Below are 15,211 nucleotides of genomic sequence, written 5' to 3'. Positions count from 1 at the left end.
TTGGAATTATGATTTAACAAGAACATTATCCCATAACTAAAAAATCCGCGATTTTCGCGGACTTGAATGAGATCATGTTCTTGTCACCCGACAACATTTTAGTATAATGTCAGTCATTCAACTGCTCATAGCTGAGTAATGTCAGCAGCCGGTCATTATTGACCGGTTGTTGCAATGTTCTTATTTGAACTAACGATCCCCGATAATTTAACTTATTATCTGTCAATTATCCATTTACATCGTTGCTGGTTTTTTCAAAACATAGATTAACCGTTCTTTCTTTGGACCAAGTTCGATGCATAACATTACGTGGTATTGTGAATATTTCCCCTGGTTTCAGAGATATCGTTTTATCTTCCAAATCAATGAAAAGCTCTCCTTCAAGAACCATGAACAACTCATCACAGTATTCATGTTTATGCCAATGAAATTCACCATTAATAACAGCTATACGGAGTGCATGGTCGTTCACTTCACTTACAACCCAGTTTTTATATTCCGATATCCCCTGTGATATGTCGTATAGATTCAGTTTCTCTAATTGCCCGTTCTTCATTTCATGATACCTCTTTTCTTTATACTGAATTTATTATACATGAGACAAAAATCAAAGTAACTGAGCTTTATATTCTAATTTTTATTTTTGAGCATAAGAAAACCGCCTTTGTGAATAAGGCGGTATATTGAGCTATCGTTGCCCGTTGGGAGGTCAGCCCTTACTCTTTGCCCCGAAAAACTCTCCCATATTCGTAAGCCCCCATACTTCGGCAATTCGTTGGTTTTCTACGCGGATAAGTTCAATAATCATCGGCTGTTTTTCAGAATCCGCTATATTGATTCCCTGAACACTTGTGCGACTCGCAGCTTTATCGCCATCAACAAGCAGATCTTGGACGACCACTTGGATATCCGGGAACCGTTCAAACATTGAAGCCCATGCTTTTTTAACTGCTTCAATCCCCGCATGTATGGGATGGCTGTAAAATCCATTTGCAAAAATATCATCTATCGAATTTATGTCTCTGCTATTGAACGCTTCGTACATTTGATAAATGATTTGTGCAGATTCTTCTCTAGTCAAAGAAATTCTCTCCGTTTCTCTATGCCGAAGAAAACGACTGCCGATTAATCAGGTATAGCACTGCTCACTGATTTAATTAAAATCCTTTTCCTCCGAGCGGCCGTACCTTTACAGCACTGCCTCCTGCGATTAAGTGCCGGCAACGCTCGATTAGCTCCAATACCTTCTCGTTTTGCAGAGACGCGGCATGAAACTCCTTGCTCTCCCATAACTCCGTGATCCAAAGATCGTTAGGATCGTCTTCAGCTGCATGCAGGATATAATAGATGCAGCCCTCCATGTCGTTCAATGTCGCGCTGGATGCCAGCATCATCTCCGCGAGTTCTTCCCGTTTGCCCTCGTGGGCCGTTAATTTTCCGAACATGGCGAACTTGCTCATCGTACATCTTCCTCTCTTTTTGTGGAATTTGCTAACATTGCTTCATAATGCGCAAGCATTCGGGAGTTCGCCTCCACCATCTTTCCGATAAGCAGCTCCGACTCAATCTGCAAGGCTGTACTGTACGGCATCAAAAAATAAGGTACATACGTCTGCAACATCGAATGTTCTAACTGGAACACTGCTTCTTCGGGCATACGCTCCACGAGTGCATGGCCGAATAACCAGTGATGACACAACTCGTTCAGAACCTGTTCTTGACCCTTAATCCGAACGGTCTCGAACTTAGCTGATCCGGTTGGATTAGGAAGCAGATTATCGAGCAGATGATCCTTAGCCGAGAAACCCGCCGGACGCTCGAAACGTCCCTCCGTCTCCTGCAATGAGCGAATACGGTCCACTCGAAAATTCCGTAACTCCTTCCGATAACCGCAATTCCCTACCGTATACCAGTTCCCTTTCCAATAGACGATACCATAAGGGTCGAACAGTCGTGGAAGAGGGGCCTCACCCTTGCCCCGGTCATATTGCATTTCCACCGTTCGTCCCTGTCCTGCCGCCGCCTCCAGCATTTGAAGATAGAGTTGGAGCACTCCGTCCGTTCGTGGATAAATGACGGATAAGGCAGTACTATGACTCTTTAGATGATCTAGTTGCTTCTCGTTCGCGTAACGCATCATCTTGTCCATCGCTCGGGTTAAATCATCTGAGTAGGGGTACCCAGCCTCCTTAGCAAATATCGAGGCATGGATCAAGGCCTTCTGCTCCTCCATATCGAAGAAGAGCGGGGAATCGGTAAACCGGCTTAGGATGCTATAGCCGCCATTTGGTCCCGAATCAGCAATGATTGGAACCCCGCTGGCGCACAGAGAATCGATACAGCGATAGACGGTCCGCACGTGAATCTCGAGCTCTTTCGCCAACTGCTTAGCGGTCATCCGCTTTCCAGAGCGCAGCATCCAGAGAATCGATAACATATTGTCCGATTTCGTCATCGACTAATCCTTCTTTCCAAGTATAACCAAGCTTTTCCAAACTCAATTTGAGTATAACCCTAAATCACTGACAAATGCAGTCAGTTATTTTAAAATATCCAAAGCGACGATTAGAGGCTATCAGAAGCAACTTTTGCCGTCACTTATGGTAGGGTTCACATCGAATGATCTTGAACTATCATGCCTGTTCGTTCACATACATGAATGCTTTTCGCTTTTCATATCGGCTTAGCGGGCGAAATAAAAACAGCGTTACCGCTTTTATCCGGAACGCTGTTTTTTGTTTTACATTTTCAATCGAGCTACATACTGGTCTACGTATTTTTTAAATTGTTTGTTTTCAATATAATCTTTGGCTGGTATCTTCAACGTAATGAAAAATTTTGTAATGCTGACTTTCTTCTTATCCTCTATACTTCCTGTAATCGATGCCGAAGCGCAAGGATGCCGAGTTCACGAGCCGGTCCGCGGCAAGTTGAGTGCGGAAAGCGAGCTTTTCTTCATCTACACCAACCAGCATACCGTTTTCCACAACGACACGTCCGCCTACGATCGTCATATCCGCCTGAGTAGCCCCGACCGTTAGCGGAAGCGCTGCGTCATCAAACAATGCTCCTGCAAAACCTAATTTGCGCGAGTCCAACATGAACAGATCCGCAGCTTTACCGACCTCAAGCGATCCGATACTGCTCTCCCAGCCTAATACGCGAGCTGAACCTCGTGTAGCGATCGACAAAGTCTCGTTTGTCGTTAATCCTCGCTCTTGAAGCTCATGCTTGTGGAGAAGATACGCCATCCGCAAATCCCACAGCATATTGGAGGCATCGTTTGATGCAGAACCGTCGACGCCAAGTCCCACTTTCACGCCTGCGTCCAGCAGCTTGCGGATCGGAATAGCGCCGGAAGACAACTTCATGTTGCTCGATGGGCAATGTGCTACACCGCAGCCGCAAGCCCCCATTTTATGTATTTCGCTATCGTTAAACCAAATGCCATGGGCATACCAAACATCATCACCGACCCAGCCTGTCTGTTCCATGTATTCGAGCGGACGAACGCCTAGTCTTTCCAGACAGAACTGTTCTTCGTCCATCGTCTCCGCTAGGTGGGTATGCATCCGAACGCCGTAACTGCGGGCAAGAGCAGAAGATTCCTTCAGCAAATCCCGGGACACGGAGAATGGCGAGCATGGCGCCACGCCAACACGCAGCATCGAGAACCGGTCCTCGTTATGATATTTTTCGATGACACGCTGGGTATCCCGCAATATAACCGATTCGGTCTGAGTCACTTCATCCGGAGGAAGTCCGCCATTGGACCGTCCTAAACTCATGGAGCCTCTAGTCGGGAAGAAACGGATGCCAAGCTCGGAAGCCGCACGGATCTCTTCATCGATTAAATATTCGGAGACACCGTTCGGAAATACGTAGAAATGATCCGACGAAGTTGTACAGCCGCTCTTGAGCAGCTCGCCAAGACCGGTCATGGCACTTAGGTAGACGTCTTCGGGCTCCAAATGCCGCCAAATTTCATACAAGGTGAGCAGCCAGTCGAATAATGAGCAATCCTGTGCTAGCGGGATGTTGCGCGTAAGCGTTTGGTACAGGTGATGATGGGTATTGATCAGACCCGGATAAACAATTTTGTGCGTAGCATCGATTACGCGGTCAGCCGTTTCGTAAGGCAGGTTTTCCCCGATGGCTATAATTTCTTGACCCTCAATATACATATCTCCATTGCGAATCACTCGATTCTCGCCATCCATCGTTACAATGCTCCGGGCATTTCGGATCAGAAGAGTACTCATCGGAACACCGCCCGTTCAACGATAGGATTCTCTATTTGAACAATATTAGAAATGCTTGTGCGCCTCATACTTGTATGGTTCATTTCCATTCCCCCTTGTCTGAATAGCCCTATTGTAAACGAACTTGACAAGTAAAGCTGTGGATGAGAGGAAGGATTGTGTCTTATACCTAAAAAACCCCCAATCGTTTGTGGACCATGCTTATGACGCAGCCATTCCAATAAAAAAGAGCCATCCCACACGGGACAGCTCTCTAAACAAATCTAATTAATTGTTTACATAGGTCGTATCAGCAACTCTTCGTCTATCGGATATTCCCATAGTCCCAGTTTTCCCTTCGCTGGAATATAGGGCTTCAGCAGACGGAAACCCGCTATTTCCCACGCAAAATAACCTGGAGTGTAATCGCCTAACAGAAAGTCCTCACCCGTCACAACCTCCCCGCAATCCAGAATGGCTGACGTATGATTAGCGTAGATGACTTGATAACAATTTGTAAGCTCGCAAGTTGCAAGGATAACCCCCGTAGGGAGGTTTTGTTCCGTATAGCCATTCTTGGCGAGTAAAGAACGTATGGGTTCATATTTGCAAGCCTGCTTATCGACTTTCTTGCTTGCATGAATGGCCAACGGTCCGCGATACCGGGTCTTCCAGGATCTTGTTTCATAGAGAGTCTCGCCTTGGACAAGCAGAGTCGCCCATGGTTGAATCATGGATAATACTTTCATTCCTCTACGCTCCATTACTGTTCATAATGAATTACTATTCCCAAACATTACCGAGACTTTTCATACCCGCATAAAAAAGACGCAATACCATGACGCTCGATTGTAAATTGGTTATCCGCGTTACTGAAGTAGTCGGGATTGGGATGATGTTTTTGACTTCCGACACTTATAACATTCCCACGATCAATACTCAGCCGGTTATATGAATGAAAACAGCAGCTGATCTAGAACGATCGCTGCTGTTTTTTATTAAGCTATCGTCTCCTGTTGCTACAACGGTCAGCCCGCTAGTTGAACGTAAGCAAGCATTGATTTCTTAACGCACACACTTCGCTCAAATAATTAACTTATCTTTAAACCTTCAATGAATTCTTCCAGTTGTTGTTTTAACTGCGAATCGGCTGGGTTCTGTGCTAAGCGCCCGAATAGACTGAATAATTGATCCTGATGGTTAATAATAATGGATTTATTATCTGGAACTAACATCTCTATATATAGCTTATTTCCTCAGCACTAATGATAATTGCGGTTTCCACGTTTTATAATAAAAACGGTCTTCCAGCTATCGTTTTGTTGAACTAAAGTTTCCCGTAATGAACTACCAGATTGGTCCCGCTGCGTAAATGTGGTGTTAGCTGATGTTAACGCCCACTGGGAATACCTTCATGTCACTTTTTATTTCTTTGGAAATGCTATATATCCCTTTATATCGTCTTCTAAATAACCCTCGCAATTTGAAACTGAAAAAACTGTACTTGCATACTCCTCTTCTTTATTTAATTTCTTACATTTATATACTTCTATCGCTCCATTACTGTATGCATCTCTAGACATATCATTTATCCATACTATTTCCTTGCCATTTGAATTAATGTTAGTAATAGCTGGTCCACTGTCTATAGTATGCCCTATTACCACTAGGTAATCGCCTTCATGATCCAGGAATCTCTCATAGAATGTATTAATTCTATTCAAATCAGTTTGATCAAATTTATAAAGAATACTTCTTTGAAGGTAATCATTTTTGTTCGTTACATTCAATCGAATTGAATAAAAGAGACCAATGCCAAGGATAACAATGACAAATGAAAGTAACCAGATTATCTTCTTCATATTGTCTCTCCTTAGAGGCACTTAAATTAACGTCTTTTTTGCAAACTTCGTAAATCCTTCATACCTAAAGTATTCGCGAAGCGATTGACGCTATCCTGCCATTAACGTAAAGAAGCTGCCGACCAGTGCCAGCAGCTCCTCTAAGTTATTTATTCAACTAACGATTCTGCCTTTGGGACAGCATCATTTAACGTCTTTCGTTGCTGTTGTCCATATAAACCAGCCAGCGCAGCGGCAATTGCCATAAAGATGGAACTGGATGCCACGCCAAATTGCAAGCCGTATCGTTCGACCACCATGCCTCCAAGGACGGGACCGATAATCTGCCCGGCTGCAAAAAAAGCAGTCGCTATACTAAGACATGCCGCATAGGCCTGGTGAGGAACATGACGGCGAAGAAGCGCTGTTGTCATTAACGGCGGAGTAATAAAGGAAACCAGTCCAATTATAGAAGCTCCAAGCACAGTAAATAACAGATTATTAGTGACTACCCCACTCACACCAATCGTCCCGAGCATTAATCCCGAAGCAAGGGTATACCCGCTTGGCCACCGGTCAATGGCTTTGCCTCCAATCCATCCGTTAAACAAACCGGCAAAGCCGATTAAGGACCATATCAACCCGGCATTGAAGGACGGTATGCCTTTGGTCACCAGATAGGGAATCAGATAAGTGAAATAGATGATGTAGCCTGCGCCGAAGAAGAAATAAGAAGCAATTAGGAACAAGAGCCTCTTCGGGTTTAGCAGGAGACGATACGCTTTTTCGCTATCTTTGTCCCCTGACTTCCATTCGGGCTGTGAGAGTAGCTTGCCGGCTCCCCTGTTTCTGGTAACGAACTCGAAACCGAGCGCTGCAATTAACCCGAATACGCCCATAATCACCCAAGCATACCGCCATCCCTGAAGATGTAAAGGATCTATCGTAAAGGGGGCGAATAAACCCGTCACTAGAATGCCGGCAGATCCGCCCAGCCATATAAGTCCAGATGCCACTCCTCGCTGTGCCGGTCGAACGGCATCCATTGCAATGGAAAGGACTAATACGGTAGCGAGGGCCGACAACCATCCAATGGCGAACCGCCAAAGCCCAAGCTCTATGAAATGATAACTAAATGCCGAGCCGATCAAAGTCAATCCCAGCAATAAGCACGTTATCCGGTTAATTAGATATTTACGGTCTGGGAACCGCGAGAGCAAAGGAGAAAGACATAAGGTGCCAGCCAAATAACCGACAAAGTTGACCGTGCCTAATACTCCTAATTGTCCGTAGCTCCCCCCGAGCTCCCTCTGGATCCCGGGCAAGAACATGCCGTAGGAGAGTCGGGAAAAACCGAGTATGACGACAAACAAACAAGATGCCCATAAAGTAATCCAATTAAATGCAGACTTTGTCCCCATAACCCTATCTTCCTTCACAAGCGGTTATCCTTCTTGCAAAACAATTTCCGCTTCAAAGCCCAGCTGTTCACACAGCTTGTGAATACGGCGCATGTCCTGTGTACTGGATATCCATTCGCAGCCTAAGGTTAATGCCTCGTTGGCTGCCCATTGCAGTATATATACCAGGGCATCGGCATGAGCCTCCTTCGTCGCAAAATCCTCCAGCACCAGCGTGTTCCCGCAGACGGATGTACGAACGTATGCCCAATGCTGGTCAGCAAAGCTGCGGGCGACTAAACGGGTATCGTTATCCGACTTAGCATGCAGGGAGAGCTCTTGCAGCCATTTTGTATAGGCACCGAATCCTGACGGAGCTTTCGGGTTCCCCCATTCCAACGAATCGGCAGCCAGCTTCTGCAATTCCTCTTCCTCAACTACGCGCTTCCACTGCTCACTAGGGAATGAACCTTGCAGAACCGGCTTAAAGCGGACATGCCAGCTGCGTTCGCCAGCATGAATGCCAGCTGCTTGAAGCAGCTCTGATACTGGAACCACAGCAAGGCCTTTGGCTTGAGTATGGTGTAAAAGCGATTTAACGGCCTGCGGCGTTTCTTTGGCGATTTCGTTGGCATGAAACATTAAGATGGACCCATTGATCAGCTCAGGGATTACCCGTTCCACAAGCTGTGCGCTTGGCGGTCCCGACCAGTCGACCGTATCCTCTCCCTCGACAAGCAGATAGTTCCACTCCCGAAGCCAAGCCAAATTGTCCTCCCGATAAGAGGCATACGGAAAACGCATGAAGGTCGGAACCGGCCTTCCCGTTGCTTCTTGATAAGCAAGTTCAGCGAGCTTCAGCTCTTCGAAGAATACGGCTCTGGACACATCTGACATTCTGCGGTGATGGTAGGTATGCGTTGTGAGTTCATGACCTCTAGCTATCATTTCTCTTGCTTTCGCTGGATATCGATCCAACCACTCACCCGTTAAAAAAAACGTCCCTCTCGCACCTCCCTGCTCCAAGGCGTCCAGCCATGCGTCTATAGAAATACGCATCGGACCATCATCAAACGTAAAGGCACAGAGAGAAACCTGTGGATTACCGCTAGTAATTACCAAGTTCGTCATCATAGCTCCTCCTTCATGGTATCCTTCCAAGAACACCGTTGAATCTATTGTAAAATCCCGGTAATGTTTTGTAAAATTGAATAATATGAATGAATCATTCGAAAATAACAAACAAAGGTGATGACAATGGATTTCCGAGCTTTAAAGACCTTCGAGGCTTGCGTACGTCTTGGGCATTTCCTGAAAGCGGCTGAGGAGCTCCAATATGCCCCGTCTACGGTAACCCTGCAGATCCAGCGTCTCGAAGATGATCTGGGCGTCTCTTTATTCGTACGCGACGGCAAACGCATGATCGTGACGGAAGCCGGCCGATGGCTTCATCACGAGGCTTCCGCTTTATTGAAGTCGATCGGAGCAATGAGACAGACCGTCTCGGATATTGCTTCAGGAGATAGCGGATCGGTGCGTTTTGCCGCGATCGAGCCCGTTGCGAGCCAGCAGCTGGCTGCCGTTATAGCAGACTTTTGCAAAGCTCGACCCAATGTGGAGTTATCCATGGAAGTGAGCGGCAGCAGGTCGATTGGGGAAAGAGTACGGTCAGGCGAACTGGAATTCGGCGTCTGCTCGGTTCCGCCTGTGAAGCTTATGCTGGAGTTTGAGCCGCTGTTCGAGGAAAGATTAGGGGTCATGTTAAACCGGAATCACCCGTTGGCCCAGCAAGACAGCATTACGGTGAGAGATCTCGCCGGGCAAACCATTCTGGTGAAAGAACCAACCTGTGTCTATCGGGAGCTTTGGGAAACGGCGTTTAATCCCACTGGGCACTCTTGCAGGGAGGTTGGAAGTTTCTATGTCATTCAGCAAATGGTTAAGGCAGAATTCGGCATCGGAATCGTTCCGATATACAGCGGTCTGGAACAGGAAGGCTCCTTGGTTATAAGACCTATAGCCGATCTGAATCCAGTCATCACAATAGGTATCGCATATAAGGAAAAAAACTTCCTGGGCAAAGCGGCATTATTGTTAATGGAAGCAATTAGGACATCCGTGGCCCCAGTCCTGCTACAGATCCCCGGTGAAGGTTCTGGAAGCAGCCATTGCATTTAAGGCGTTCTCGAAATAGCTAAATACTTCATCCGCAATTCCCAGAAACTCTTCAACAAGTACATCACTATCTAAGTAACAAGCATACAGATAATCAACTAAAGCGGAGTCAATCTCACAATAGTTTAATATGGCGTTCTTCATTTTAACCATGTCATCTTGCCATACACCTGTATCTTCTAAAACCAAAGAGTATAATGCACGAATTAATCTCTTAGAGTACCCTTTAATATATCTAGTTTTCATTGTGTTATCACTAGCATTAGAAAGTGAAACACGTACACGGTCTACTTCCTCCTTGGTCTCTGTATTTAAGTTTAAAATGAACTCTGGAGAAATAATTATCGGCGGTACTTGTTCACCAACGTCATGACCATATATGCAAACACAAATTATCTTAATCCAAAAACCCCACTCATTTGGTTTGCTTAATACATCGTCAATCGAGCAAATTATCGTATCAATCTTAGTTAGTAATGGATATTCTTCCGACAGCCTGTCTTTAATATTTGTCAATCTTTCGTAATCAATATCGTTTGGATTTTCACATACAATAGTAAAGTCTGCATCTGACTTAAAAGGTATAGCAGTTCCTTTTGGAATCGAGCCACACATATAGATGCTATGAATCTTACCTTTAAATTCAGTAAGGATATTATGTATGTACTTATCAACAAACTCCTTATATTCACTTTGTATTACAATTCTATTTATAACTTTTTCTAATATCATATAGACTCCTCCTAATTTAATTAGTGAATCAAGCGACTCTTCCGAGATATTACTTATTCGTGATAAAATACGATATCCCTACCACATATTGGAACCTGCCCGGTAGTTTAATAAAACAAACTGTCGTTGATTTTGTTGTCTGCAGCTGGCCACAATTCTTGTCATTTCATTAGGACAAAAACTTGGTACCATAAAACAAAAAAGCCGCAATTCATGCGGCTTACAATGTAACTATGTTCTTGTCATCCGACATTTAGTGATGTACTGATCCAGCGCTGCTCGAAGTGGTTAGAAGTCGCCAATTTGATGAAAATAAGTATCAGAATGACTTGAGGATTTATATTATTGGATAATTTATTATATATTTTGGGTAGCAATAATAAGGCGGTCTACGTCCTATTAGAGGCATTAACCATGAATCCTCAATATAAATCATGGTGACTTTTTCCGCCGAATGATTTACAAGTAATAGCTTTACTACTGGATTAAATTCATATCTCAATCCAAAGACCTCCTTATATTAAGAATTTGTAGATTCCCCACCGTCAACATGCAGCACTTGACCTGTAACAAAACGTGAATCATCAGAAGCTAAATAAACATACGTCGGTGCGAGTTCAAATGGATGAGCAACTCGTTCCATTGGGTTAAATGCTCCATAAACAGCCACTTGGTCTGACGAGAAGCTTGCTGCAATTAGTGGCGTCCAGATTCGTCCTGGAGCAACGGCGTTAACTCGAATTCCTTGTTTCACAACATTTTTAGCTAAAGCACGTGTCCAACCAACAATTGCACCTTTTGTGGCTGTATAATCAATCATTTGTTGCTCGCCTACATACGTTACGACTGAAGAAGTACCGATAATAGAACTGCCTGGTTTTAAGTAAGGAATCGCTGCTCTCGTTGTGTAAAAATGTGAGTATATGTTGACTTTGAAGGTGTCATCGAATTGTTCGTCTGTAATGTCAAGAAGGCTTTGTTGTTGAAATTGGATGCCAACGTGGTTACAAAGAACATCTAGCCTTCCGAAGGTTTTAACGGTTTGCTCTACAATGGCTATACATTGTTGTTTATCTCGCAAGTCTCCTGGCATCAATAGGCAACGTTGCCCTAGTCCTTCGATTCTTGCTTTTGTTCTATTAGCATCTTCATGTTCATCTAAGTATGCAATGGCAACGTCAGCACCTTCCTTTGCGAAGGCAATGGCTGCTGCCGCACCAATGCCACTATCCCCTCCTGTAATAAGAGCAACTTTACCCGCTAACTTGCCACTCCCTTTGTAATTTGGATTTTCAATTATTGGAAGCGGCACCATTAACCCTTCTATACCAGGATGACGAAGTTGACGTTGTTCAGGTAAATTAATTGGAATTTCTTCATAGCGTGTGATTTTTCCGTAATTAGGGTACATGGGATAAGGTTCACTTTTCATTTTCTCTAGAAACATCTGTTGCATTTGTTTTATTTGTTGCAACTCACGCTCATCAGATTCTTGTGCCATTTGACTTCCTCCCACTAAAAAGTAATTTTTTGCCTGTTTTCTCGCTCATACGCAGGATTTCAACTTCTACGTTATGACGAACAGCTTGAGAGGAGAACGTCAGCAGTTGTTCACTGAACAGATCATCCTGGCCTAGAAGTGAACGGAGTTCGACCGTGATCGTCGTCCCTTGATACTTCATTACAGGAATGGCTCCTATTGCACTTATTCCTTGATATGTTTATGTTGTATCTGCTAGTCCAAGTATTTAAAGTATTAAATAGGTGTAGGAGTTATTTGAAGAGATAGTCCACTTTCATGAGTAGGCGGAATTAACGTAAACTCGATATACATTCTCTTTTCCAACGATCCAATGTGAGAAATCAGTGACTACAAAATAGAAAAACCCTCTACCTGGCTAATTTAAGCCTAGTAGAGGGTGGATAACAATGATGAATTATCGTGCTTCCCCATAGTTGGTTATCCTTTATTGTCCCGATTGGACAACCATTGCTCAAATTCGACCGCCACGATCCGTTCTCCCGTAACTCCCTCCGCGTCCGGTGAAGCGAGGTAGATAATGGGTGCTGCCATAATTTCTGGCGTGAGGAGACGCGTCTGCGGGCCAAGTTCCTTTCGCAGTCCGTCCGGTATCATACCGGTCACCGTCGCCCCGCCGGGAAGCAGCATATTAACCGCCACGCCGTGTTCCCTTAGGTCTTCTGCCATAATATAAGAGAGCGATTCGGTTGCCGCGCGTGACGGACCGTAAGGCACGAAGCCTTTTCTTTTCATGGTTTCATAATTCATTGAAATGTTGATTATGCGCCCCTTGCCCTGCTCGATCATAAGAGGCGCAAAAGCGCGGGCGACGAGGAAGTAGCCCGTCACGTTGGTGTCGATCAAATTCCGAAAACCTTCGGGCGTTACCTGGTAAAAAGGCTGAGGCTCGGTGAGAAAGCGTGGATTTACTGTCTTCATTCCGATCCCGGCGTTGTTTACCAGCACATCGAGTCCGCCCCATTCGCTGCGGACCCAACGGGCAGCTTCCTCTGCTGACTGTTCGGATCGCACGTCAAGCGGCAAGGCGTGCGCATCGTATCCTCTTTTTATAAAGCCGGCAACCGCTTGATCTAACTTATCTCCAGCTCTAGAGGATACCGCTACCTTTGCCCCTTCCGACAGCAGCGCTTCCGCCATCGCATAGCCCAAACCGCCGGACGCTCCCGTCACGAGCGCCCGAATGCCTTCCAACCTTTTGTTCGTCATGTTACGTCACCCTTCCGTTAAAGCGTCTTATATTTTCGCGCTCCCTATTTTACCCAAAGTTTAAAAATAACTTGCTCGAAAGACAATATTATTCCCAGTCGGGTTACCCCTTAACCGTGTACCGAATAATTCCGGAATCGGCGGTAATATCGAGCAGCCATTATAGCTTGTATAAAGCAGATAATGAAAATGTCCCCGACCAGAATACACCATCTATCCAATCCTGTATGCCATGAAAATCTACACCTGCATAAGTAGTAGCTACCCATATAACCAGGGCTACGAACATTAAGCCCTTAGCCATTCTTTTCCCAAGATTAAATATGTACATGAGAAATACTACTATCAACGCAAGAACTATAAGAAAAACTATATAACCTACGTCAGTTATATTATTAAAACCAGCATGAAAGTAATCATTCCAATTCATGAGCTATTCCTCCAATTTTATTCGATCCGCCCGCTAGATGTTGAGAGTTCCTTCCATTCTTTTACGACATCCTCTATACCTAATTGTATCGTTGGGTACAAATAAGTAAAGCCGGACGCCTTAAGCTTGCTGTTCGAGAAATTTGTGTGCGCCGTGGCGTATTCGGTTAACACGGGACCAAGCAGCATCCGGCATAACCAAGTTGGCACGTAACGTTTTTTATCCTGTCTATTGAGCGCCTGGGCGCTAAGCGTCGTAATGTCTGCACTTCTGATCGGCTGATCGTCGACCAGTAAATATCGTTCCCCTGTCTGGCCTTGCTCCAGCAAGAACAAGAAAGCACGGGCGCAATCTTCTACGTGAATAGGAGAAAATATTGGATTATGCCCCTTGAGGCCGGTAACCGGCTTGTTCTGAGAGAGTGGCTTCAGGAACAACTGCGGAAACCACGACTTCGCGCCGTACACTTGTCCCGGGAAAGTTATGACGACGGGCATGCCTTTATCCACATAAGCAGAAAGCACGTCGACGGAAGGAGCGATGTAAGGTCCCCATCCTTTCGGCTGCGAGCGGTATGATTCCGTGACCGGCTCATTGTCACCGCTATCGCCGAAATAGCTGGTGCCTGCCACATATACGAGCTTCTTTAGCTTCTGCGGATTGATGTTGTCGAGCAGACGGACGGTCATTTGATAGTGTCCTTTTTGATAGGCGTTCGCGACTTTTAAAGTTACTTTCTTACCCCAGGTTGGAGGGGCAGCTAAATGAATAACATAATCCGCTTCCGATAGGGCGCCTTGCCAATCGCCATCTGTTAGCAGATCGCCAATAATAGCCCGCACCCCTGTATCTTCAAGCTCTTTTGCCTTTTCCTTGCTGCGTGTCAAGACTGTAACTTGATGACCTTGGCGAAGCGCTACGTTTACCGTGCTGCTTCCTATGTACCCCGTCCCACCTGTGATAAAGATATTCATAAACTTCTCCCTTTCCTATTAAATGTAGTTTATAAAATACCATTTTTTATCTCTTTGGATAGCATATTTCTAAGATGCAGGTCTCGCGTTCATTCTGACGCTCCTTACGAGCTGACATTATTAAATATATTATACCGCTTATTGGAACTATCCCCGTTAACGAATGAAGCTATAAATTTATCCCATATCAAAAGTACACCAGCCATATTTCTTTATTAAATCGTTTGTTTCCTTAAATAGTACGTATGCTTTACCACTACTCATTTTTCTTAATTTCTCTATAAAGTTCTTTCTATAAGGATATACGAACCTGGTCCTTGGGACCGTACAAAATTCAATGTACATTGGATCAGCAAATGCATCTCGGAAACCTACACAATTAGTCGATTCGGCACTTCGATGATTTCCTTCAAACGAATCTGATTCATTTGCATAATTGACCTAATTATTTTTACATTCAAAAAAGTCGATAAAGATCTCTTTATCTTGATCATCCATATAACTGAGTCCGCTCGTAGTTATACCTTTAATTCTTAAATGATGGAATTCGGGTAATATTTTCACCTCAATTAAAACTCGCAATTCTAACAATTATTCGAGATGTTATAAAAGTATCCTGCCCTTTCGTTCAACAAAAAAAGCAACCGAACGTAATACGCCGGCTGCTGT

Annotated in this window: 16 protein-coding genes; 1 reads left to right on the top strand and 15 read right to left on the bottom strand. The window is 44.7% G+C overall.

Going from position 1 to position 15,211, the window contains the following annotated elements:
- Positions 1-226: 226 nt before the first annotated feature.
- From ACR9FF_RS16085 to ACR9FF_RS16045, 9 genes are all read right to left on the bottom strand, one after another.
- Positions 227-556, bottom strand: a complete 330-nt coding sequence (locus tag ACR9FF_RS16085) for a cupin domain-containing protein (protein ID WP_317964233.1) — start codon at positions 554-556, stop codon at positions 227-229.
- 153 nt (positions 557-709) lie between these two features.
- A complete protein-coding gene (locus ACR9FF_RS16080) occupies positions 710-1,081 on the bottom strand; it encodes an ester cyclase (protein WP_435162958.1) in 372 nt (123 codons plus the stop codon).
- A gap of 76 nt (positions 1,082-1,157) precedes the next feature.
- Positions 1,158-1,460, bottom strand: coding sequence for a putative quinol monooxygenase (locus tag ACR9FF_RS16075; protein ID WP_127495094.1), 303 nt, complete (start codon positions 1,458-1,460; stop codon positions 1,158-1,160).
- The gene (locus tag ACR9FF_RS16070) at positions 1,457-2,455 is read right to left on the bottom strand and encodes a helix-turn-helix transcriptional regulator (RefSeq protein ID WP_435162955.1); all 999 of its coding nucleotides are present in this window, start codon (positions 2,453-2,455) and stop codon (positions 1,457-1,459) included. Before ACR9FF_RS16070 ends, ACR9FF_RS16075 begins: the two co-directional genes overlap by 4 nt.
- 403 nt (positions 2,456-2,858) lie before the next feature.
- Entirely contained in the window at positions 2,859-4,262 is a 1,404-nt protein-coding gene (locus ACR9FF_RS16065) for an 8-oxoguanine deaminase (protein WP_435162953.1), read from the bottom strand.
- 275 nt (positions 4,263-4,537) lie between these two features.
- Complete coding sequence (locus ACR9FF_RS16060; RefSeq protein ID WP_435162951.1) at positions 4,538-4,990, bottom strand: 2-oxoglutarate dehydrogenase E1; 453 nt, start codon at positions 4,988-4,990, stop codon at positions 4,538-4,540.
- A gap of 675 nt (positions 4,991-5,665) precedes the next feature.
- On the bottom strand, positions 5,666-6,103 hold the full coding sequence (locus ACR9FF_RS16055) for a hypothetical protein (protein WP_435162949.1): 438 nt from the start codon (positions 6,101-6,103) through the stop codon (positions 5,666-5,668).
- A gap of 149 nt (positions 6,104-6,252) precedes the next feature.
- On the bottom strand, positions 6,253-7,521 hold the full coding sequence (locus tag ACR9FF_RS16050) for a YbfB/YjiJ family MFS transporter (RefSeq protein WP_435162947.1): 1,269 nt from the start codon (positions 7,519-7,521) through the stop codon (positions 6,253-6,255).
- Positions 7,522-7,527: 6 nt separating this feature from the next.
- Positions 7,528-8,613 carry a polysaccharide deacetylase family protein gene (locus tag ACR9FF_RS16045; RefSeq protein WP_435162945.1) on the bottom strand — a complete coding sequence of 362 codons (1,086 nt, stop codon included), beginning with the start codon at positions 8,611-8,613 and terminating at the stop codon, positions 7,528-7,530.
- Between the two features lie 126 nt (positions 8,614-8,739).
- Between ACR9FF_RS16045 and ACR9FF_RS16040 the strand changes: the two genes are divergently transcribed.
- The gene (locus ACR9FF_RS16040) at positions 8,740-9,660 is read left to right on the top strand and encodes a LysR family transcriptional regulator (RefSeq protein WP_435162943.1); all 921 of its coding nucleotides are present in this window, start codon (positions 8,740-8,742) and stop codon (positions 9,658-9,660) included.
- On the opposite strand, the gene ACR9FF_RS16035 is transcribed toward ACR9FF_RS16040, so the two are convergent.
- The 6 genes from ACR9FF_RS16035 to ACR9FF_RS16010 all read right to left on the bottom strand — a co-directional run bounded on the left by ACR9FF_RS16035 (position 9,616) and on the right by ACR9FF_RS16010 (position 14,542).
- On the bottom strand, positions 9,616-10,389 hold the full coding sequence (locus ACR9FF_RS16035; protein ID WP_435162941.1) for a nucleotidyltransferase domain-containing protein: 774 nt from the start codon (positions 10,387-10,389) through the stop codon (positions 9,616-9,618). The genes ACR9FF_RS16040 and ACR9FF_RS16035 overlap by 45 nt on opposite strands.
- A 520-nt stretch (positions 10,390-10,909) precedes the next feature.
- The gene (locus ACR9FF_RS16030; RefSeq protein ID WP_435162939.1) at positions 10,910-11,890 is read right to left on the bottom strand and encodes an SDR family oxidoreductase; all 981 of its coding nucleotides are present in this window, start codon (positions 11,888-11,890) and stop codon (positions 10,910-10,912) included.
- Positions 11,874-12,071, bottom strand: a complete 198-nt coding sequence (locus tag ACR9FF_RS16025; protein WP_435162937.1) for a hypothetical protein — start codon at positions 12,069-12,071, stop codon at positions 11,874-11,876. The genes ACR9FF_RS16030 and ACR9FF_RS16025 overlap by 17 nt, the downstream gene beginning before the upstream one ends.
- A gap of 278 nt (positions 12,072-12,349) precedes the next feature.
- A complete protein-coding gene (locus ACR9FF_RS16020; protein ID WP_435162935.1) occupies positions 12,350-13,138 on the bottom strand; it encodes an SDR family NAD(P)-dependent oxidoreductase in 789 nt (262 codons plus the stop codon).
- Positions 13,139-13,298: 160 nt separating this feature from the next.
- The gene (locus ACR9FF_RS16015) at positions 13,299-13,568 is read right to left on the bottom strand and encodes a hypothetical protein (RefSeq protein ID WP_435162933.1); all 270 of its coding nucleotides are present in this window, start codon (positions 13,566-13,568) and stop codon (positions 13,299-13,301) included.
- Positions 13,569-13,585: 17 nt separating this feature from the next.
- Entirely contained in the window at positions 13,586-14,542 is a 957-nt protein-coding gene (locus tag ACR9FF_RS16010; protein ID WP_435162931.1) for an NAD-dependent epimerase/dehydratase family protein, read from the bottom strand.
- Positions 14,543-15,211: the final 669 nt, after the last annotated feature.

It is taken from the genome of Paenibacillus glycanilyticus, from assembly GCF_051200795.1.
Classification (GTDB): domain Bacteria; phylum Bacillota; class Bacilli; order Paenibacillales; family Paenibacillaceae; genus Pristimantibacillus; species Pristimantibacillus glycanilyticus.
This window is presented reverse-complemented; position numbering and strand designations above follow the sequence as displayed.

What these genes read in the sequence shown, in the direction of transcription:
- ACR9FF_RS16085 (WP_317964233.1), bottom strand. Translation starts at nt 556, where the DNA reads ATGAAGAACGGGCAATTAGAGAAACTGAATCTATACGACATATCACAG.
- ACR9FF_RS16075 (WP_127495094.1), bottom strand. Translation starts at nt 1,460, where the DNA reads ATGAGCAAGTTCGCCATGTTCGGAAAATTAACGGCCCACGAGGGCAAA.
- ACR9FF_RS16070 (WP_435162955.1), bottom strand. Translation starts at nt 2,455, where the DNA reads ATGACGAAATCGGACAATATGTTATCGATTCTCTGGATGCTGCGCTCT.
- ACR9FF_RS16065 (WP_435162953.1), bottom strand. Translation starts at nt 4,262, where the DNA reads ATGAGTACTCTTCTGATCCGAAATGCCCGGAGCATTGTAACGATGGAT.
- ACR9FF_RS16060 (WP_435162951.1), bottom strand. Translation starts at nt 4,990, where the DNA reads ATGAAAGTATTATCCATGATTCAACCATGGGCGACTCTGCTTGTCCAA.
- ACR9FF_RS16055 (WP_435162949.1), bottom strand. Translation starts at nt 6,103, where the DNA reads ATGAAGAAGATAATCTGGTTACTTTCATTTGTCATTGTTATCCTTGGC.
- ACR9FF_RS16045 (WP_435162945.1), bottom strand. Translation starts at nt 8,613, where the DNA reads ATGACGAACTTGGTAATTACTAGCGGTAATCCACAGGTTTCTCTCTGT.
- ACR9FF_RS16040 (WP_435162943.1), top strand. Translation starts at nt 8,740, where the DNA reads ATGGATTTCCGAGCTTTAAAGACCTTCGAGGCTTGCGTACGTCTTGGG.
- ACR9FF_RS16035 (WP_435162941.1), bottom strand. Translation starts at nt 10,389, where the DNA reads ATGATATTAGAAAAAGTTATAAATAGAATTGTAATACAAAGTGAATAT.
- ACR9FF_RS16030 (WP_435162939.1), bottom strand. Translation starts at nt 11,890, where the DNA reads ATGGCACAAGAATCTGATGAGCGTGAGTTGCAACAAATAAAACAAATG.
- ACR9FF_RS16025 (WP_435162937.1), bottom strand. Translation starts at nt 12,071, where the DNA reads ATGAAGTATCAAGGGACGACGATCACGGTCGAACTCCGTTCACTTCTA.
- ACR9FF_RS16020 (WP_435162935.1), bottom strand. Translation starts at nt 13,138, where the DNA reads ATGACGAACAAAAGGTTGGAAGGCATTCGGGCGCTCGTGACGGGAGCG.
- ACR9FF_RS16015 (WP_435162933.1), bottom strand. Translation starts at nt 13,568, where the DNA reads ATGAATTGGAATGATTACTTTCATGCTGGTTTTAATAATATAACTGAC.
- ACR9FF_RS16010 (WP_435162931.1), bottom strand. Translation starts at nt 14,542, where the DNA reads ATGAATATCTTTATCACAGGTGGGACGGGGTACATAGGAAGCAGCACG.